The organism is Blattabacterium cuenoti (assembly GCF_014252255.1).
Taxonomy (GTDB): Bacteria; Bacteroidota; Bacteroidia; order Flavobacteriales; family Blattabacteriaceae; genus Blattabacterium; species Blattabacterium cuenoti_J.
This window is the reverse complement of the sequence record NZ_CP059213.1, coordinates 568,361-590,260: the sequence shown is the minus strand read 5'-3', so window position 1 is coordinate 590,260 and position 21,900 is coordinate 568,361. Positions and strand designations below refer to the sequence as shown.

17 protein-coding genes are annotated in these 21,900 nt (G+C 22.0%); 7 read left to right on the top strand and 10 right to left on the bottom strand.

From position 1 onward, the window contains the following. Positions 1-39 precede the first annotated feature (39 nt). The 5 genes from fabG to prfB are packed head-to-tail and all read right to left on the bottom strand — an operon-like array spanning position 40 to position 4,866. Entirely contained in the window at positions 40-774 is a 735-nt protein-coding gene (gene fabG / locus H0H41_RS02850; RefSeq protein WP_185872192.1) for a 3-oxoacyl-[acyl-carrier-protein] reductase, read from the bottom strand. Then, on the bottom strand, positions 771-1,478 hold the full coding sequence (cmk, locus tag H0H41_RS02845; RefSeq protein WP_185872191.1) for a (d)CMP kinase: 708 nt from the start codon (positions 1,476-1,478) through the stop codon (positions 771-773). Before cmk ends, fabG begins: the two co-directional genes overlap by 4 nt. Positions 1,479-1,489: 11 nt before the next feature. Then, complete coding sequence (gene speB / locus H0H41_RS02840) at positions 1,490-2,362, bottom strand: agmatinase (protein ID WP_185872530.1); 873 nt, start codon at positions 2,360-2,362, stop codon at positions 1,490-1,492. After that, on the bottom strand, positions 2,355-3,749 hold the full coding sequence (locus H0H41_RS02835; protein WP_185872190.1) for a type III PLP-dependent enzyme domain-containing protein: 1,395 nt from the start codon (positions 3,747-3,749) through the stop codon (positions 2,355-2,357). The genes speB and H0H41_RS02835 overlap by 8 nt, the downstream gene beginning before the upstream one ends. A gap of 19 nt (positions 3,750-3,768) precedes the next feature. Continuing rightward, a complete protein-coding gene (gene prfB / locus H0H41_RS02830) occupies positions 3,769-4,866 on the bottom strand; it encodes a peptide chain release factor 2 (protein ID WP_185872189.1) in 1,098 nt (365 codons plus the stop codon). Between the two features lie 110 nt (positions 4,867-4,976). On the opposite strand from prfB, the gene clpB reads away from it, so the two are divergent. Then, positions 4,977-7,607 (top strand): ATP-dependent chaperone ClpB, encoded by a 2,631-nt coding sequence (gene clpB, locus H0H41_RS02825; protein WP_185872188.1) that lies wholly within the window; start codon positions 4,977-4,979, stop codon positions 7,605-7,607. Positions 7,608-7,770: 163 nt separating this feature from the next. Here clpB and tyrS read toward each other — a convergent pair whose 3' ends face one another. Then, on the bottom strand, positions 7,771-9,048 hold the full coding sequence (gene tyrS / locus H0H41_RS02820) for a tyrosine--tRNA ligase (protein ID WP_185872187.1): 1,278 nt from the start codon (positions 9,046-9,048) through the stop codon (positions 7,771-7,773). Positions 9,049-9,470: 422 nt separating this feature from the next. Further along, positions 9,471-11,027: a hypothetical protein gene (locus H0H41_RS02815; protein ID WP_185872186.1), complete on the bottom strand. Its 1,557-nt coding sequence runs from the start codon at positions 11,025-11,027 to the stop codon at positions 9,471-9,473. 143 nt (positions 11,028-11,170) lie between these two features. On the opposite strand from H0H41_RS02815, the gene H0H41_RS02810 reads away from it, so the two are divergent. The 4 genes from H0H41_RS02810 to leuB are packed head-to-tail and all read left to right on the top strand — an operon-like array spanning position 11,171 to position 15,429. Further along, positions 11,171-12,391, top strand: coding sequence for a 2-isopropylmalate synthase (locus H0H41_RS02810; protein WP_185872185.1), 1,221 nt, complete (start codon positions 11,171-11,173; stop codon positions 12,389-12,391). A gap of 2 nt (positions 12,392-12,393) precedes the next feature. Beyond that, on the top strand, positions 12,394-13,788 hold the full coding sequence (gene leuC / locus H0H41_RS02805; RefSeq protein ID WP_185872184.1) for a 3-isopropylmalate dehydratase large subunit: 1,395 nt from the start codon (positions 12,394-12,396) through the stop codon (positions 13,786-13,788). Further along, positions 13,763-14,365: a 3-isopropylmalate dehydratase small subunit gene (leuD, locus tag H0H41_RS02800; protein ID WP_185872183.1), complete on the top strand. Its 603-nt coding sequence runs from the start codon at positions 13,763-13,765 to the stop codon at positions 14,363-14,365. The genes leuC and leuD overlap by 26 nt, the downstream gene beginning before the upstream one ends. A gap of 5 nt (positions 14,366-14,370) precedes the next feature. Beyond that, entirely contained in the window at positions 14,371-15,429 is a 1,059-nt protein-coding gene (leuB, locus tag H0H41_RS02795; protein WP_185872182.1) for a 3-isopropylmalate dehydrogenase, read from the top strand. On the opposite strand, the gene H0H41_RS02790 is transcribed toward leuB, so the two are convergent. Together H0H41_RS02790 and H0H41_RS02785 are read right to left on the bottom strand one after the other, a co-directional pair. Next, the gene (locus H0H41_RS02790; protein ID WP_185872181.1) at positions 15,426-18,065 is read right to left on the bottom strand and encodes a PD-(D/E)XK nuclease family protein; all 2,640 of its coding nucleotides are present in this window, start codon (positions 18,063-18,065) and stop codon (positions 15,426-15,428) included. The genes leuB and H0H41_RS02790 overlap by 4 nt on opposite strands. Next, positions 18,049-18,987 carry a bifunctional riboflavin kinase/FAD synthetase gene (locus H0H41_RS02785; protein ID WP_185872180.1) on the bottom strand — a complete coding sequence of 313 codons (939 nt, stop codon included), beginning with the start codon at positions 18,985-18,987 and terminating at the stop codon, positions 18,049-18,051. The genes H0H41_RS02790 and H0H41_RS02785 overlap by 17 nt, the downstream gene beginning before the upstream one ends. A gap of 74 nt (positions 18,988-19,061) precedes the next feature. Between H0H41_RS02785 and atpD the strand changes: the two genes are divergently transcribed. Together atpD and H0H41_RS02775 are read left to right on the top strand one after the other, a co-directional pair. Then, on the top strand, positions 19,062-20,567 hold the full coding sequence (gene atpD / locus H0H41_RS02780; protein ID WP_185872179.1) for a F0F1 ATP synthase subunit beta: 1,506 nt from the start codon (positions 19,062-19,064) through the stop codon (positions 20,565-20,567). Between the two features lie 23 nt (positions 20,568-20,590). Then, on the top strand, positions 20,591-20,824 hold the full coding sequence (locus H0H41_RS02775; RefSeq protein WP_185872178.1) for a FoF1 ATP synthase subunit delta/epsilon: 234 nt from the start codon (positions 20,591-20,593) through the stop codon (positions 20,822-20,824). A gap of 30 nt (positions 20,825-20,854) precedes the next feature. On the opposite strand, the gene pdxA is transcribed toward H0H41_RS02775, so the two are convergent. Next, the gene (gene pdxA / locus H0H41_RS02770; protein ID WP_185872177.1) at positions 20,855-21,874 is read right to left on the bottom strand and encodes a 4-hydroxythreonine-4-phosphate dehydrogenase PdxA; all 1,020 of its coding nucleotides are present in this window, start codon (positions 21,872-21,874) and stop codon (positions 20,855-20,857) included. Positions 21,875-21,900 lie beyond the last annotated feature (26 nt).

Sequence of the window (21,900 nt, the reverse complement as noted above, 5' to 3'; positions counted from 1 at the left end):
AAAATAAAAAACACTCATATATTATATATAAATCAATGATTAAATTAATCCTCCATTTACATTTAACACAGAACCGGTAATATAATTAGATAAATCTGAAGCAAGAAATAAAGTGCAGTTCGCTATATCTTGAGGAGTTCCCGGTCTTTTTAATGGAATATTTTTTATCCAATCTTCTTTGATTTTATATTTAAAATGAGAATTCATTTTTGTCATAATATATCCAGGAGCTATAGCATTACAACGAATATTTTTTTTTCCTAATTCTCTAGCTATAGATTTAGTAAATCCAATAATACCTGCTTTAGATGTTGCATAATTAGATTGTCCAATATTTCCTGTTAATCCTATAACAGAACTCATATTAATAATACTTCCTTTTTTTTGTCTCATCATAGGAAAAATCGCAAATTTAGTTAAATTAAAAATAGAATAAAGATTAGTTTTTATAACGTTATCCCAATCTTTTTGGGAAATCTTAAGTAAAAAATTATCTTTAATAATACCAGCATTATTGACTAATATATCTATTTTTCCATATTTTTTTATAATTTTTTCAACTAAATTTTTTGAAGAATTAAAATCTGAAAGATCAATTTGATATGCTTCTACTGAATTTTTAAATTCTAAAACTAATTTTTTAGCCTCCTTTATTGAGGAAAAAAATGTAAAAATAACATTAGCTCCATGTTGTACAAAAGTTTTTACAATAGATCTTCCTATATCTCCTGAACCTCCTGTAACTAAAGATATTCTTCCATTTAATAATTTCATATAATAATATGATTATTTTTTTTCATTTTATTTATTAATTGAAAAATTAAATTTAATTGTTTTTCCATACTTATAAAAGTATTATCTATTTCTATATAATCTTCATATTTTTTTAATGGAGAAATTTTTCTAGAAGTATCCATTATATCTCTATGAATAATATCTTTTTTAACTTCTTCATAAGAAATTTTTTCTCCTCTTTTTTGAAGATCTTTATATCTTCTATAAGAACGAACTTCTATAGATCCTTTCATAAAAATTTTTAATTCAGATTTAGGAAAAACAGAATTACCGATATCTCTTCCATCCATAACAATTCCTTTTTTTTCTCCAATATTTCTCTGAAAAATAGTTAATATTTTACGAATTTCAGGAATCTGAGCTATTAAACTCACTTTTTTTGTTACTTTTAATGATCTAATCTCATATTGTATATTTTCTTTATTTAAAAAAATATCAGTTTTATGAAATTTATTATTCCATTTAAATTTAAAATTAATATTTTTTAAAAAAGGTATAAAATTACGTATATTCCATAAATCACTATTAAAAATTTTTTTTCGAATAGCTAATAAAGTTATTCCTCTATACATAGCTCCGGTATCTATATATTTATATTTTAATTTTTGGGATATTTTTTTTGCTAAAGTACTTTTTCCCGATGAAGAATATCCATCTATAGCTATAATAATTTTATTGTTCATATTTATGATGTTTATGATGTTATTAATTCATATTTATATGATAGTAATTTATAGTAAAGTTTCACAGCTAAAAAATCTGTAGATGATTCTTTTTGATTTGGCAAAAGTTCAACAATATCAAATCCTTTTATTTCTTTTTTTTGAAAAACTTTTTTTAAAAATTTTAACGTTGTATACCAATCTAATCCTCCTGGTTCTGGAGTTCCAGTAGAAGGAGCTATACTAGGATCAAAAACATCAATATCTATACTAATGAATACATTTTTTGTAAGTTTTTGAATAGCTTTTTTCATCCAAAAATCGTTTTTATAAATTTTATGCATATAAAAAACGTTTCCTTTTTGAATAAATTTTTTTTCCAGTATATCCATACTTCGAATACCTATTTGTATTAAAGGATATTTTTGAGATGCTTCATGCATAGAACATGCATGATTATATGGATCTCCTTTATATACAGAACGTAAATCTATATGTGCATCCATATGAAGAATACTTAAATTTGGATATTTTTCTCCAAAAGCTCTAATACTACCTATAGATATAGAATGATCTCCTCCTATAAGAGTTACAAATTTTTCTTTAAAAAGGTATTTTTTTGTAATATTATATACTTTTTTAACCATTTCTCTAGAGGAAATTGAATTATTTACGGGTGGAGAAACAATAAAAATTCCTCTTTTATAGACTTCTGAATCCGTTTCAATATCGTATAATTCCATATGTTCTGATGCAGCTAAAAAAGCTTTTGGTCCTTTTTTAGCCCCTTTTTTCCATGTTTGAGTAGAATCATATGGAACAGGAATTAATACTGTTTTTGATTTTTCAAGTGTAGAATATTTTTTATATATTCCAGAAAAATAAAAAATTTTTTTTTCATAAATAACCTAATATTTTTAATATTTCTTCAGGACTTTGTGATTGACGGAATATTCTATATACAAAATTTTTTTTTTCATCATGATTTATTAATATATGAATAGGTTGTGGAATTAAACAATGATGAACTCCTCCATATCCACTAATTGTATCTTGATAAGCTCCAGTATTAAAAAAACCAATATAAAGTGGAGTTTTTTCACAAAAAAAAGGAAGATATATAGCATTCATATGTTGTTCTGAATTATAATAATCATCACTATCACATGTTAATCCTCCTAAAAAAACTCTTTCATAATAATCATTCCAACGATTAATAGCCATCATAATAAATCTTCTACTTATTGCCCATGTATCAGGAAGTGTGGTCATAAAAGAACTATCTATCATATTCCATTTTTCTCTATCATTTTGACGTTTTTGATTAAGTATTTTATATAAAATACCTCCACTTTCTCCAACTGTATAAGCTCCAAATTCTGTATATATATGTGGTTCCAAAACATTTTCTTCTTGACAAAATTTTTTAATTTGATAAACAATTTCATTGGTCATATATTCATAATTATAATTAAAAGACATAGATGTTTTTATTGGAAACCCTCCTCCTATATTTAAAATATCTAATTCTGGTGCTATTTTTTTTAATATTGCATATATATGTAAACACTTAAAAAGTTCATTCCAATAATAAGCAGTATCTTTGATACCTGTATTAATAAAAAAATGTAACATTTTTAATTCTATTTTGGGATTATTTTTTATTTTATTTAAATAAAAAACAACAATATCTTTATATCCTATTCCTAATCTAGAAGTATAAAATTCAAATTTTGGTTCTTCTTCAGAAGCTATACGTATACCAAGTTTAAAAGGATAATTAATAACTAAATTAAGTTTTTCTAATTCATCTGAATTATCTAATATTGGTATAGTATTACAAAAACCATTATTTATCAATTCTGATATATTTTTAATATAATTTTTTGTTTTAAATCCATTACATATTATTTCTATTTTTTTATTAGTTTTTCCTTTTTTATAAAGATTTTTGATGATTTCTATATCATAAGCATATGAAGTTTCAATGCTAATATCATTTTTTAATGCTTCTTCTAAGACAAAATAAAAATGAGAACTTTTTGTACAATAACAATAAGTATATTTATTATTATATTGATTAGAATGAATAGCTTTTTTAAACCATTTTTTAGCTTTTTTTATATTTTGAGATATTTTTGGTAAATATGTAAATTTTAATGGAGTTCCATATTTTTTTATTAAATCCATTAATGGAATACCATGAAATTCTAATAAATTATTTTTTATAGAAAATTCCTCAGTGGGAAAATCAAAAGTTTGATCTATAAGATCAGTATAACGAATTTTCATTGAAAAATAAATAGTTTAATTAAATTTTATTTTCTTTATTTTTTTTATATATTAAAAATTTTTTTAAAAAAGAATCTATTTCACCATCCATTACTGATTGAATTTTTGAAGTTTCATAACCTGTTCTTAAATCTTTTACTAATTTATAAGGATGCATAATATAATTACGAATTTGAGATCCCCATTCTATTTTTTTTTTTTCAGATTTTATTTTTTCTTTTTTCTCATTTTTTTTCATTATTTCTATTTCAAATAATCTAGATTTTAAAATCTGTAAAGCTTTTTGTCTATTTTGTATTTGAGAACGTGATTCTGTATTTTCTATAATAATTCCTGTTGGATTATGACGTAATCGAACTCCTGTTTCAACTTTATTGACATTTTGTCCTCCTGCGCCACTAGAACGAAAAGTTTCCCATTGAATATCAGAAATTTTAATATTTATATCTATATTATTATCTACCATAGGATAAACATAAACAGAAGAAAAAGAAGTATGCCGTTTAGAATTATTATCAAATGGAGATATACGTATTAATCTATGTACTCCATTTTCTCCTTTTAAATATCCAAAAGCATAAATTCCATCTATTTCTAGAGTTACAGATTTAATTCCAGTTACATCTCCAGATATAAAATTTATTTTTTTTACAGAAAAATTATGTTTTTCAGCCCACATAAAATACATTCTCATTAACATAGAAGTCCAATCACAACTTTCAGTTCCTCCTGCACCAGAAGAAATTTGTAAAATAGCGTTTAAAGAATCTTCTTTTTCTGATAAAAGATTTTGAAATTCTATATTTAAAAGTAAATTTTTAGTTTTATTTAATTGAATTTGTAATTCTTTTTCTACATTTTCTTCTTTAGAAAGAGAAAATATTATTTCTAATTCTTCTAAAGATGTTTTCAAGGTTTTAAAATCTTTTATGCATTTTTTCATATGATGCATATCTTTAATAAAATTTTTATATTTTTTATAATTATTCCAAAAATTAGGATTTGATATCATTTTTTGATTTTTATCAAGTAATTTTTTAATTTTATTAATTTTTAAAATATCATATATTTTATAAATTCTTTCTGAAAGAGATTGAATTTCTTCTTTTTTTATCATAAATACGAAAATAAATATTTTAAAAAAACTATGATGATCATAAATTTTTTTTATATTATTAATATTTTACATTCCTATAACTGAAAAAAAATAAAAAATTTCATTTTTATATGAATTATAATAATAAGTTTACTACAAAATCTCAAGAAATCATACAGGAATCACAACATATTGCACTAAAAAATCATCAACAATCTATTGAAACGGCTCATATTTTAAAAGCTCTTTTAAAGAGAGATAAAAATATGATACCTTTTATTTTAAAAAAATTAAAAGTTAATAATCAATTAATCATAAAAGGATTAGATCATATTATTTCTTCTTACCCAAAAATAATAAGTGGATCTTATACTCAACATTTGAGTTCAAATGTTACCAAAATGTTAAATATAGCGGAAAATTACGCTAATTTATTACAAGATAAATTTATATCAGTAGAACATATTTTTTATGGAATTTTTATCATATCAGATCGTACATCACAATTATTAAAAGATCATGGAATTATAGAAAAAAATATTAAAGAAATTATTGAAAATATTAGAAAAAAAAGTGGTAATATAGTTTCCTCTACAGTTGAAAATACTTATAATGCTTTAGAAAAATATGCAAAAAATCTTAATGAATGGGCTAAAAAAGGAAAATTAGATCCAGTTATTGGACGAGATGAAGAAATACGTAGAGTTTTACAAATATTATCTAGAAGAACAAAAAATAATCCCATTTTAATTGGTGAACCAGGAGTAGGAAAAACAGCTATTGCTGAAGGATTAGCTCATCGTATCATTAGTGGAGATATTCCGGATAATTTAAAAAATAAACAAGTTTTTTCTTTGGATATGGCTTCTTTAATTGCAGGAGCAAAATATAAAGGAGAATTTGAAGAACGTCTTAAAGCTGTTGTAAAAGAAGTTACGTTTTCAGATGGAGAAATTATTTTATTTATTGATGAAATTCATACTTTAGTTGGAGCAGGTGGTGGAGAAGGTTCTATGGATGCAGCAAATATTTTAAAACCAGCGTTAGCAAGAGGAGAGTTAAGAGCTATAGGTGCTACAACTTTAAATGAATATCAAAAATATTTCAGAATAGATAAAGCTTTGGAAAGAAGATTTCAACAAGTATACGTAAATGAACCTTCTGTTTCTGATACTATATCTATATTGCGTGGTATTAAAGAAAAATATGAGAGTCATCATAAAGTAAGGATTAAAGATGAATCCATTATAGCAGCTGTAGAATTATCAAAACGTTATGTTAATGAAAGATTTTTACCTGATAAAGCTATAGATCTTATAGATGAAGCCGCTTCTAAATTAAGAATGGAAATTAATTCAAAACCAGAAGAATTAGATGTATTGCAAAGAAAAATTATGCATATGGAGATACAAATAGAAGCTTTAAAAAGAGAAAATGATGAAAAACAACTTATCCCCTTAAAAAAGGAATTATTAAAATTAAATGAACAAAAAATACAATTAGAAGATCAATGGCAAAATGAAAAAGATTTAGTTGAAGGAATACAAAAATCTAAAGATAAAATAGAAAATTATAAATTTGAAGCAGAACAAGCAGAAAGATCAGGAGATTATGGAAAAGTAGCAGAATTAAGATATGGAAAAATAAAAGAAGAAGAAAATAAAGTTCAAGAATTTAAAAATGAATTAAAAAAACAGGAAGATAAAGGAAAAAAAATGATACAAGAAGAAGTATCTAGAGAAGATATAGCTCAAATTGTATCTAAATGGACAGGAATTCCCGTTACTAAAATGTTACAAAGTGAAAGATATAAATTATTATTTTTAGAAAAAGAATTACATAAAAGAGTAATAGGACAAAATGATGCAATTAAATCTGTAGCAGATGCAATAAGACGTTCTAAGGCTGGATTACAAGATGAAAAAAGACCTATAGGATCTTTTCTTTTTATGGGTAGTACAGGAGTAGGTAAAACAGAACTAGCTAAAACTTTAGCAGAATATTTATTTAATGATGAAAATAATATGGTTCGTATAGATATGAGTGAATATCAAGAACGTCATTCTGTAAGTAGGCTTATAGGAGCACCTCCTGGATATATAGGTTATGATGAAAGTGGACAATTAACAGAATCTATACGTAGACGACCTTATAGTGTTATTTTATTAGATGAAATAGAAAAAGCACATTCAGATATTTTTAATATTTTATTACAAGTTTTGGATGATGGTAGATTAACAGATAATAAAGGAAGAACAGTTAATTTTACAAATACCATTATTATTATGACTTCTAATATAGGATCGGATATTATTCATGAAAATTTTGATCAAGAAATATCTTATAATCGAATGAAAGCTACAAAAAAAACTTTAATAGATTTATTAAAAAATATTGTAAGACCGGAATTTATTAATCGTATTGATGAAATTATTTTATTTAAACCTCTTTCTAGAAAAGAAATCATAGGTATTGTAAAATTGCAAATGGAAAAATTAGGTATTTTATTATTAAAAAATAATAACATTCATATAGAATATACTCATGAAGCCATAGAATATTTATCAGAAAAAGGATACGATCCACATTTTGGAGCTCGTCCTTTAAAAAGAGTTATTCAACATGATATTTTAAATAATCTTTCCAAAGAAATCCTTGGAGGAAAGGTACAAAAAAATCATAAAATATTGATAGATTTTTTTAAAGAACAAGGAATTGTATTTCGTCGATCAGAAAAATTAGAAAATGTTAATAATTATTAACAATTATGATTTATAAAAATAAACAATTGATTAATATTTAATATTAATATTATTAAGTATAAAAAATATCCATTATATGAAAAATAATTTGTCATTGAGTATAAATAAAATAATTTGAAAAGATTAATTATATTAATAAATTAAAATTTTTTATATATTAAATTTATTCAATTTTTATGATAAAAAATTCTTTTTTTCCAAATTGGAAAATAATATATTTATTTTTTATAACGTTATTTTTTTGAAGTAAAATATTTTTTTTTATTGGAATTTTATTTAAAAAAATGGAATTGGATTTTAAAGCACGATTAGCTTCACTTTTAGAATCAAAAAAATCACTTTTTTTTAAAATATCTAATAAAAAAATTCCTTTTTGAAATTCTTTACAAGAAATATTCATATGTGGAATATGATTATATATAGAAACAAGAGTATCCTTATTTAGGGATTGAAAAGTTTCATTTTTTTTATTAAATAATATATTTGTTATTTTAATTATTTCTTCAGAAATTTTATTTCCATGAATCCATTTAGTTATTTCATAAGCTAGTTTTTTTTGCAAAAACCTTTTATTGGTATTTTTTCTATGTTTAATAATTAATTTATTAATTTCTTCTTTTGAAAAAAAAGTATATATTTTTATATATTTTTCAATTTCAAAATCAGAAATATTTATCCAAAATTGATAAAATTTATATGGAGAAGTTTTATTTTTATCTAACCATATATTTTCTCCTTTTTCACTTTTTCCAAATTTTATTCCATTAGATTTTGTAATTAAAGGAAAAGTTAATCCATACGCTTTTTTTTTTGTTTTTTTTCTTATTAATTCTATTCCTGTTATTATATTTCCCCATTGATCAGATCCACCTATTTGTAATAAACAATTTTTTATTTTATTTAAATATAAAAAATCATATCCTTGTATAAGAGAATAAGAAAACTCAGTAAAAGAAATTCCATTTTTTTGATCATTAATTCTTTTTTTTACAGTTTCTTTAGAAATCATATAATTAACAGTAAAATATTTACCAATTTTACGAATAAATTCTAAGAAAGAAATATTTTTAATCCAATCTATATTATTTAATAATTCTATTTTTTGTGAATGACTTTTTAAAAGTATTAAAATTTGATTTTTTATAGATTCTGTATTTTTTTTTAACATTTCTTGAGTAAGAAAAATTCTTCTATTTTTTTTTCCAGAAGGATCACCTATAAAACCTGTTCCTTCACCAATTAATATTAAAGATTTATGTCCCATTTTTTGAAAATGAATAAGAATAATAATAGGAACTAAACTTCCTAAATGAAGAGAATCAGATGTTGGATCAAATCCTACATATATTGTAGTAGGATTTTGTAATTGATTTTCTATTCCTGGAACTTTATTTTTTATTAATCCTCTCCATGAGAGTTCATCAATAATGTTTTTTTGCATGTATGTATCATATAATATATTAGAATATATAATCTTTATGAATTAATGATAAAAAAAATCATAGGGTATAATTTTTTTACTTTTTTTTTTAGTTTTATGCATATTATTTTTAATGCTTTTTTTTTTAAAAAAAATTTGATATTCATATCAAGAATATATATTTTTTTATTACCTTTTAGTAGTTTTTTATTTTTTATTTGTTTACTTATAAGTCATAATATAAAAAAAAATAAATCACAATTAATTATATGTATTTATATTTTATGTGGTATAATAAATTTATTTTTTAATATTTTTATTTTTTTTTATTTAATAGATGAAATTTATAATTTTTTTTTATTAAGAATTTTTTTAAATTTTATTTTTTCATATTTTATGGTTCTTTTTTTTAGAATTTTTTTTCTATTGAAATAATTATATTTTTATTTTTGATAATTAGTTTTTATAAATTTTTCATTTATAATGACTTCAACTGATTTATTTTCTATTTTAGAATTTAACCAAGAAATAATATCTAAATATAAAAAAGTTCTTTTTTCATAAGGATGATTATAATATTTAATTAATTTATCTCTTAATTTTTTAAACTGACTTTTTATTTGATGTGGATATACATTTCCCAGATTTTTAAAAAAATAAATGATTTCTTTTTGTACAATATACCAATCATCCATTTGGATAAAAAATTTATATGTAGATTGAATTTTTTGATCCATATTTTCATCTAATCCACTTTCATAACAAGCAATTAAATATAATAATCTTGCGAAACATTGTAAATCTTGTCGTAAATTTTTTTTCTTATTTTCCATTATTTTGGACAAATATAAAATGGTATTTTTATTATCTCCACTTCCAAAATATAAACAAGCAATTTTATAATAAAGAATCATAATATAATGAGAATCTAAACGATTAAATATCTTTTTAAAATTTGTAAATAATGATGGAATAACTTTTTTAATTCCTTCTGAAAAAGTTCCTTCCATATAATGTTTATTAATACGATTAGTATATATATACATAAAAATCAATATTTTTGTATTTCCATTCATAAGTATTTCTCCATTTTGAACTTCTTGTTCAAATTTTTTTAATACATCAATGAATTTAGAATAATGATTTAAATAAAATAAAGTTTCTAATAAATAATGATATCCTTTTAAATAACTGACAGGAGAAATTTTTTTTTCTTTTGTATGATTTTTAAATAATTCTACCCATTTATGAGATGATCTATAACACATAATAAAATCTTGTCGTATATAATGATACCATACTTGAGCTTGATATAAAAATAACTTTTCATAAAAACTAAGTTTATCAATATCAAATTTTGGTAAATTTGTACGAAAATATGTCTCTATAAATACTTTATCTTTTTTATTTCTTACATATCCTACTTTTAAATATAAACCATATAATTCTAGAGAAAGATTGGATAAAGCATTATTACATTGTATTTTTTCAATTAATTCTTTAGATTCTGATGATAATTCTCCGGATCTAGAATAAAGACTTCTAGTTATATGTTGAGATTCTATCATTTTCTCAAATTCTACTAATTCTAAAAGAATAGTATTAGACTCATAATATCTAGCAATAATTTTTGCTTTTTTTAATAATTTTAAGCTTTGTATATATAATCCTTTATTATATAAAATTTTAGAAAAATCTAAATATTCACGTATTTGTATGTCATAATTTTCTTCAGTATATTGTAATTTAAGACTAATCAAAATTTGTTTATATAAATGAGCTTTTACATTAGATAATTGCATTTTACTTATATGTGTATTTTTTAATATTTTTTTTTCATCATAAAAATTCATTTTTTTCATTATTTCAAAAAGTTTTATAAACTTAGAAAAAGTATTTTTTTTTATACGATTAACATAAAGTTTAAAATTTCTTTTTTCTGATTTTGATAAAGTTTGAATTAATAAAAGAAGATGATCCAATTTATTATATTTAGACATTGTAATTATATAATAATATTTAATTTGATTACTAGAAAAATATCAAATAATTTTTACAATTAGATATTGTAAGTATTATAATAATTTATTTCTATTTTCTTTTTGGAAAAAATAGTTTTGATATTATCAAATAATCCAATGATATGGAAAATAAAAAAATACAAATTTTTGATACAACTTTACGGGATGGAGAACAAGTTCCAGGTTGCAAATTAAATACAAAAGAAAAAATAATAATATCTAAAAAATTAGAAGATTTGGGTGTTGATATTATTGAAGCAGGATTTCCTACTTCTAGTCCAGGAGATTATAAATCTGTTCAAGAAATTTGTAAATCAGTTTCAAAAACTACTATAGTTTGTGCATTATCAAGAGCAGTAGAAAAAGATATAGAAATAGCAGCTCAAGCATTACAATATGCTAATAGACCAAGAATTCATACAGGGATAGGAACATCTAATTATCATATACTTTATAAATTTAATAGTACTCCGCATAAAATTATAGAAAGAGCTATTCATGCAGTAAAATATGCAAAAAAGTTTGTAGAAGATGTTGAATTTTATGCAGAGGATGCAGGACGTACAGAAAATGAGTTTTTAGCAAAAATTTGTGAAAATGTCATTAAATATGGAGCTACAGTTATTAATATACCTGATACTACAGGTTATTGTCTTCCAAAAGAATATGGAGAAAAAATACGATTTTTAAAAGAAAACGTTAAAGGAATTCATAAAATTATATTATCAACTCATTGTCACAATGATTTAGGATTAGCTACAGCTAATTCTTTATCTGGAATTATAAATGGAGCACAACAAGTGGAATGTACTATAAATGGAATTGGAGAAAGAGCTGGAAATACTTCTTTGGAAGAAATAGTTATGATTATTAAACAGAATTCTCATTTAAATTTATTTACGAAAATTAATACAAAATTAATTTCTTCTACAAGTTATTTAGTGTCTAAATGTACAGGGATGAACGTTCAAGCTAATAAAGCTATTGTAGGAATTAATGCATTTTCTCATTCATCAGGGATTCATCAAGATGGAGTTCTTAAAAAAAGAGAAACTTATGAAAGTATTAATCCAGAAGATGTTGGTATAAATAAATCTTCAATTATTCTAACGGCTAGAAGTGGAAGATCTGCCTTATCTTATCGTTATAAAAAATTGGGTTATTTTTTAAATAAAAATTCTTTAGATTTGGTTTATTCTATATTTTTAGAATATGCAGATAGAAAAAAAGAAATTACTGATATAGAATTAAAAATAATATTAAAAAAAGCTAATATAAATAATAATTTTTTGCATAAAACTAATAATAATACGACGAATAATAGAAGAATAAATGTTGTGTAAAAATGTCAAAATCATTATTTGATAAAATTTGGGAAACTCATATAGTTAAAAAATTAGATAATAAAATAGATGTTATTTATATTGATAGGCATTATATACATGAAGTAACTAGTCCTCAAGCTTTTTTAGAATTAAAAAAAAGAAATATTTCTATTTTTAGACCTAAAAAAATTATAGCAACTGTGGATCATAATGTACCTACAATAAATCAACATTTACCTATTTCAGACCCTTTATCTAAAAAACAAATAAATTTATTAACAGTTAATTGTAAAAAATTTAAAATAAAATTATATCAATTAGGTCATAAAAATAATGGAATAGTTCATGTTATTGGACCAGAATTAGGATATACATTACCTGGAATGACAATTGTTTGTGGAGATAGTCATACTTCAACTCATGGAGCTTTTGGCTGTATTGCTTTTGGAATTGGAACTAGTCAAATAACAATGGTTATGGCTAGTCAATGTTTATTGTTATCCAAACCAAAACAAATGAAAATTCAATTAAATGGAAGTTTAAATAGAGGAGTAACACCAAAAGATGTTATTTTATATATCATTTCTAAGTTAGGTGTTAATGCAGGAATTGGTTATTTTGTAGAATATACAGGATCTGTTATTGAAAAAATGAGCATGGAAGGAAGAATGACTATTTGTAATATGAGTATTGAGATGGGAGCAAAAGGTGGATTAATTGCTCCAGATAAAATTACTTTTGATTATATTCAAAAATATACAAATTTAAATATTAAAGAATCCAAAAAAAAAATAGAATATTGGAAATATTTTGTAACAGATAAAAATAAAATTTTTGATAAAGAATATGTTTTCAATGCTAAAGAAATTGAACCTATGATTACTTATGGAACAAATCCTGGTATGGCAATAAAAATTTCTGAATCTATTCCAAAATTAAATTTTTATCAAAAATCTTTAAATTATATGGGGTTTTGTCCAGGAGAATATTTAATAGGAAAAAAAATTCATTATATTTTTATAGGAAGTTGTACTAATTCTAGAATAGAGGATTTAAGATTAGTAGCTTCTATAGTAAAAGGGAAAAAAAAAGCAATTCATGTTCGTGTAATGATAGTTCCTGGATCAAATAATGTAGTAAAACAAGCTAAAAAAGAAGGGTTAGATAAAATTTTTAAAAATTGTGGATTTGAATTTCGTCAACCTGGATGTTCTGCTTGTTTGGGAATGAATGAAGATAAAATTCCTTCAGGAAAATATTGTATTTCTACATCTAATAGAAATTTTGAAGGAAGACAAGGACCAGGATCTAGAACTTTACTGACAAGTCCTTTAACAGCTGCTATTATAGCTATTGAAGGAAAAATTGTAGATATAAATAAATATATTAATGAAAAAATTTACGACTTTAATTAGTAAAGCCGTACCATTACCTATAGTAGATATAGATACGGATCAAATTATTCCAGCTCGTTTTTTAAAAGAAATTAAACGTGAAGAGTGTAGAAAAAATCTTTTTATTGATTGGCGTTATAAAAAAGATGGATCTATTAATAAAGATTTTATATTAAATAATTCTCTTTTTTGTGGAAAAATTCTTATTTCAGGAAAAAATTTTGGTTGTGGATCTAGTCGTGAACATGCTGTATGGGCTATTTATGATTATGGATTTAGAGTTGTAATATCTAGTTTTTTTGCTGATATTTTTAAAGAAAATGCATTAAATAATGGATTACTAATTGTAGAAATATCTGAATATTTTTTAAATAGATTATTTAATTTAATTAATAAAAATCCTAATATTCAAATAAAAGTAGATTTAATGAATCAAAAAATAACAATAATAGAAACAGGAGAATTTGAAACATTTTATATACACCCATACAAAAAAAATTGTTTTTTGAATGGGTATGATGATATAGATTTTTTAATTTCTATAAAAGAAGATGTTAAAAATTTTGAAAAAAATAGAATAAAATTTTTTTTAAATTAAAAAATATGAAAAAAAATATTTCTGTTATAGAAGGAGATGGAATAGGTCCTGAAATAATGAAACAAACAATCAAAGTTTTAAATTCTATAACCAAAAAATATGGTCATAATTTTTATTATAAAAATATTCTAGCTGGATCTATAGCTATAGAAAAGTTTGGTACTCCAATGCCAAAAGAAACTATAGATACTTGTTTAAAATCAGATGCTGTTTTATTGAGCTGTATAGGAGATCCTAAATATGATAATAATACAATAGGAATGAGACCTGAAGATGGATTATTAAAATTAAGAAAAATAATGAATTTATATTGTAATATTCGTCCTATAGTAGTTTATTCTCAAATTAATAAATCTCCTATAAAAAAGGAATTATTAGATGAAGTTGATTTTATAATATATCGTGAATTAACAGGAGGTATTTATTTTGGAGAAAAAGGTCGTTCTAAAAATAAAGAAATTGCTTATGATTATTGTATTTATTCAAAAAAAGAAATTCAAAGAATTGGTATAATGGCTTTTAAAGCTTCTCTTTCAAGAAGAAAAAAAGTAACACTAGTAGATAAAGCAAATGTACTAGAAACTTCTAAATTATGGAGAGAAGTCATTCAAGAAATAGCATTAGATTATCCAGATGTAAGTTTAGACTTTTTATATATAGATAATGCTGCTATGCAAATTATCATGAATCCTAAAAAGTTCGATATTATATTAACAGATAATATGTTTGGAGATATTCTTTCAGATGAAGCTAGTGTTATTACAAGTTCTTTAGGATTATTACCTTCAGCTTCTATAGGAAATAAACAATCTATGTTTGAACCAATACATGGATCTTATCCTCAAGCAGCTGGAAAAAATATAGCAAATCCTTTGGGATGTATCCTTTCAGCATCTATGATGTTAGAATATTTTAAAATGTATAAAGAAAAAAATCTTTTAGAAGAAGCTGTCAAAAAGTCGATAGAAAATAAAGTATGTACATCAGATATTATTGATATAGAATATTCTTCAACTACTGAAGAAGTAGGAAATTATATAGATACATATATTAAAAATCATTAAATTGTTTCTATAATTGGTGTTTTTGGATCTAATATTTCTGAAATTCTATTAATGAGAAATGGTAAAAAATTAATTTTATAATCTTCATATGTAATATTTATTTTTTTTTGATCAAAAAAATTTATAGGTATTTGTAATATTATTCCATTTTTTGCAGGAGATACTATTCCTATCCCTATAGGAGTAGTTATTCTTTTTTTTTTAAAAGAAATAGAATATTTAAACCACAAATAAACATAAATTAATAATTGCATTATATTGGCGTAATTTGGGTCTTGAAAAATATTTTTAATATTTTTTAAAGAAATATTCATTTCTTTAATTTTAGAAAATCCAATTTTGTAATCAATAATACGAGTAATTCCGTCATACTCATCTATACGATCTATTATACCATGTAAATTTACTTTTATTGATCCAATATTTAACACTGTAGATATTTTATATTCTATTTTTTTTAGAAAAATTTTGTGTCCATTTTGAATAGATTTTTCATCCCATTTTATAAAATTTTTTATATAAGTTTTTATTATATAATAAAATAACATATTTTCCCCTTTCATTATTTTTTTTTTACCTAAAAGAATTTTTTTTATAATAGATTCATATATTTTTTTCATTTTATAAATATGATTAATATTTATAAAACTTTCTTTTATAGGATAATATAAAATTTTTAATATTTTATGAATAACTTTTCCTACTTCTTTTTTATTAAAATAATTTTCTTCAGGATCGTTTAAATTAAGTATTTTTTTATAATAAAATAAAAGAGGATTATAATTATATAAACGAATAGAAGAAGGAGATAATCCTTTAGTAATTAATTCATGTAAACGATGAATAATTGATTTTGTTTTTTCAATTACAATTGGTTTTTTTGTAAAATTGATAGGAAAAAATGTATTTTTTATTTTTTCTGTTGAAATTTTATAATTCATTTCTATTTGATGAATAAAACGACTTTTTTCTCCAGAATTAATTTCATCTTGTTTATTTTTATATATTAAATATATATATTTAGAATATTGAAATATTCTCATAAAATGAGAAAAATAAATGTCATTATTAAAATCTTTTATTTGTAATTTCTTACGAAGATCCAAAGAAATAAAAGAATAATTTTTTTCATAATTTTTAGGAGGAATTATACCTTCATTAAAAGAAGTAATAATCACTGTATCAAAATTTTTAAGAAAAAAATCTTCATAACCTGTTATGTGTAATCCTCTTTTATTTTTATGTATATATCTTATACTTTCTGTATTTACGAATTGTTCATATATATGAAATACGTTATTAATTCCTAAAATTAAATTTTTCTTTCTAACTATTATTCTTAATTTTTGTATATAAATTTCTAGTTTAAAAAGAAATTTTAACTCTAAAAAATGTTTATTAATATTTTTGAAAAGAAGTTTTTTAAATTTTCTAATAAAACTAATAATACTTAAAAGAATAATTTTTGTATTATAAATTGGAATTTGAAAAATAATCCATAAATCATTTTTTAATAAATATTTTTTTATTACATTTTCAGAAATCATATTGGAATCGTTATCAATTATCAATTTTTTTAATAAAAAATTTTTTTTTAAAAAAAATTTCTGAATATATCCATCAGATAATAATTTTATAACATTTTTTTTATCTAAAAATTTTACATATTTATCTTTTTTTAATAAAAATTGAAAAATATAGTAAAAAGTATAATAAATTGGAATATTTTTATATGAATAATCTATATTAATAGATAAATTAATATTTAATTTTTTTATAGAATGTAATAATGGAATTAATAAAAAATTATCTCCAGGTATTATAAGTATATTATAGGGTTTTTTTCCTTTTTGAATTAATTTTTCTATTATATTTTCTACAACTTTAACTTGTTCTAATTCTTTAGAAACTTCAATTATTTTTAAATTACTTAATTTTTTATGTTCTTTTGAAATTATATTTTTATTTTCAAAAATATTTTTATCATATAAATTATAAACTAATCCATTATCATATTGCATTATTTTTTGAACAAAAATTTTTTCACATTGATTTAATATAATATCTATGAAAAAAATAATATTTATTTTTGAATTTTTATATAAAAAAAAATTAAAATGAGAAAGAGCTCTTTTAAAAAGCATTCCTTTATAAGTGAATCCTTTTTGTAAAAATTGAGATTGCATAATATAATAATATTCACGAATTTTTTCCCAAAAAAAATTTTTTTTTTGTTCTAAAATATTAAAATTCCACTTTTTTATTTTTTCTGTAGAAATAATAGAAGAAAAAAAATATTCCACATTAATCATATTAATATCTATACTTTGAAAATCATTCAATATTTTAGGTCCCCAATGAAAAAAATTATTAAAATTTTCATGCAAAAAATCTTCTGTTTTTAACATATAAAAAAAATCAAGAAGAATAGAATGATTATTTAAAATTTTTAATCCAGAAATTTTTTCAAAAAATTTCTCCATTGTAAAAAATTCAGTTTTTTGATTAAATTTCGATTTATATTTATTTTTTATATATTCTATAATTGCATCCTCTTTTGATATGAATATGTATTTTTGATTTAAATTTATTTTTTGTAATAAATGTTGAATTATTTGATCAATTTTTTTTTTCACAAGAAAAAAATTTTTTAATATTTATTTGATCTTCTTTAATTTGTTTTCTTAATTCTTGAAGTGTATTAAATTTTTTTTCTTCACGAATCATATGAATGATTAAAATATCTATTTTTTTTCCATAAATATTTTGAAAAAAATTAAAAATATGTACTTCTATATAAATTTTTTTAGTATACTGATTAATAGTAGGATTTATTCCTATATTTAACATTCCTTGATAAATATTATTTAAATAATTAATTTTTACAGCATAAACTCCATTTTTTGGAATTAATTTTTTTAAATCTACTTGTAAATTTGCAGTTGGAAAATTAATAGTCTTACCTATACCTTTTCCTTTTATAACATTTCCGGATAATGTATAATAATATCCTAAAGCTTTATTAGCCCATTTTATATTTCCTAATAAAATAGATTTCCGTATATTAGTAGAACTGATTATTTTTTTTTTATATTTAAAAGGTTTAACTTGATAAAGTTTAAATCCGTAAATGTGAGAAAAATTTTTTAATTTTTCATAATTACATTCTCTATTTTTTCCAAAATGAGAATCATATCCAGTAATAATTCGTTTTATTTTAAATTTAGGATCTAAAATTTTTTGAAAAAAATTTTTTGTACTTAATTTTGAAAAATTTATAGAAAAAGGATGAATAATTAAATGTTCTATTCCTATTTTTTTTAATTTATATATTCTTTCGGAAAGAGTATTTAAATAGAAAAATTTTTTATTAGGATTCAATATTTCTTTAGGATGTGGATAAAAAGTAAGTAAAACAGTACAATACTTTTTTTTAGCTCTAAAAATTAAATTTTTAATAATTTCTTGATGTCCTATATGAACTCCATCAAAAACTCCAAGGGTAAATGCACATGGAAAAAAAGAAGAAAATTCATCAATAAATGAATAAATTTTCAAAATGTTTTATTACAAATATACTAAATTTATATTTAATGACTATTAAAATATGACTATTAAAAATAGATTACGTAATGTATAAAAAAAAATTAAAGGGAATAATTACTAGAATTATAGGTCCTGTAATTGACGTTTCTTTTAAAGATGTGGATTCTATTCCTAAAATTTATGATGCTTTGGAAGTTCATTTATCCTCCAAAAATAAAATAGTTTTAGAAGTTCAACAACATATTGGAGATAAAAATGTTCGTTGTATTTCAATGGAGGTAACAGATGGATTAAAAAGGGGTCAGGAGGTACAATCTATTGGAACCCCAATTAGCGTACCTGTAGGAAAATCTATAAATGGTAGAGTTTTTAATATTTTAGGAGATTGTATAGATGGGTTAGGAGATATAGATAGATCTATGACTAGACCTATTCATAATGAACCTCCTAAATTTCAGGATTTATCAACAGAAACAGAAATATTATATACAGGAATTAAAGTAATAGATTTAATAGAACCTTATCCAAAAGGAGGTAAAATTGGATTATTTGGAGGAGCAGGAGTAGGAAAAACTGTATTAATACAAGAGTTAATAAATAATGTAGCTAAAGGACATGGAGGAAGATCTGTTTTTGCAGGAGTAGGAGAAAGATCTAGAGAAGGAAATGATTTATTAAGAGAAATGTTAGAATCTGGAATTATAAAATATGGAGATTCTTTTATGAGATCTATGAAAAATGGATATTGGGATATTTCTAAAGTGGATAAAGAAGCTCTAAAGGATTCTAAAGCTGTTTTTGTATTTGGACAAATGAATGAATCTCCTGGAGCTAGAGCTAGAGTTGCTTTATCTGGATTAACATTAGCTGAATATTATAGAGATCAATATACAGAAGGAAAAGAAAAAAAAGGACAAGATGTTTTATTTTTTATAGATAATATATTTAGATTTACTCAAGCTGGATCAGAAGTTTCAGCATTATTAGGAAGAATTCCTTCATCTGTAGGGTATCAACCAACTTTATCATCAGAAATGGGTTCTATGCAAGAAAGAATTACATCTACAAAAAAAGGATCTATTACTTCAGTACAAGCTGTTTATGTTCCTGCAGATGATTTAACAGATCCTGCTCCTGCTATAACATTTTCTCATTTGGATGCAACAACAGTTCTTTCAAGAAAAATAGCATCTTTAGGTATTTATCCTGCCGTAGATCCTTTAGATTCTACTTCTCGTATTTTATCTCCAGATATAATAGATAAAGATCATTATAATTGTGCACAAAGTGTTAAAGAAATTTTACAAAAATATAATTCTTTACAAGATATTATAGCTATTCTAGGAATAGAAGAATTGAGTGAAGAAGATAAATTAATAGTTTCTAGAGCTAGACGTGTTCAGCGTTTTTTATCTCAACCATTTCATGTTGCAAAACAGTTTACAGGAATTGAAGGAAAATTTGTAAAAATTGACGATACTATAAAAGGATTTAATATGATAATAAATGGGGAGTTAGATTATATTCCGGAAATAGCATTTAATTTAAAAGGAACAATTGAAGAAGTGATCAAATCTGGAAAAAAAATGTAAAATAATATAATTAATATAATATTATGAAAATAAAAATTATTTATTATAATAAAAATTTATATAAAGAAAATATAATTTCTATTATTGCTCCTGGATTATATGGATATTTTCAAATATTAGAAAATCATGATTATTTTATTTCTATATTAAAAAATGGAATAATAAAATTTTATTCAGAAGTAGATAATCAAAAAAAAATAAAAATAAAAGGTGGAATTTTACAAGTAAAAAATAATTTTATCATTATTCTTTTATAAAAAAAAATAAATAGAAAAGAAAAAAAAATTTCATTTTATATTTTCTTTTCTATTGTTAAATATTTTTATAGCACTAAAAATAGCTTCTTCAAAAGAATTTTCATTAGCAATTCCTTTTTTTGCTATATCATAGGCAACTCCATGATCTGGAGAAGTTCGTATATGAGAAAGTCCTGCGGTAAAATTTACTCCTTGATTAAAAGTTAATGTTTTAAAAGGAATTAATCCTTGATCATGATACATAGATAAAATAGCATCAAAATGACGATATTTTTGATTTCCAAAAAAACTATCTGCAGAATAAGGTCCAAAAATGAGCCATCCTTGTTTTTGAAATAAATTATCAATAGCAGGTTTTATTTTTGTTTTTTCCTCATCTCCTATTAATCCATTATCACTAGAATGAGGATTACATCCTAAAACGGCAATTTTAGGTTTTTCTATAGAAAAATCAATAATAAGAGATTTATGTAGAATTTTTATTGATTTTATTATTTTTTTTACATTTAATTCAAAAGATACCTTTTTTAAAGGTAAATGATTAGTTACTAAAGCTACTTTTAAAAGATCATGAATCATAACCATTAAGGATTCTCCTTCTAAAATATTTTGTAAATATTCAGTATGTCCAAAAAATGAAAAATTTTTAAAATTCATATATTTCTTATTTACAGGAGAAGTAACAAGTACATCTATTTTTCCTTCTTTTAAAGCCTTAACAGCTTTTTCTAAAGATAGAATAGAATAGATTCCTGAATCTGGATTATTTATTTTTATAGATTCAAATTGAATATCTTCTTTCCATATATTAAATACATTAATTTTATAATCCATAATTTCTTGAAAATTTTTTATTTCTCGTATATTATTGATTTCTATATTTAGAATATTCTTATAAAAAAAACATAATTTAGTTGATCCAAATAATATTGGTGTAAAAAAATCTAAAAGTCTTTTTTTACGACATACTTTTAAAAAAATTTCCATTCCTATACCATTAATATCACCTGTAGTGAATCCAACTTTAATTTTTTTTTTTTTATAATTCATTGAAAATTTAATTTAATAAAAATTAT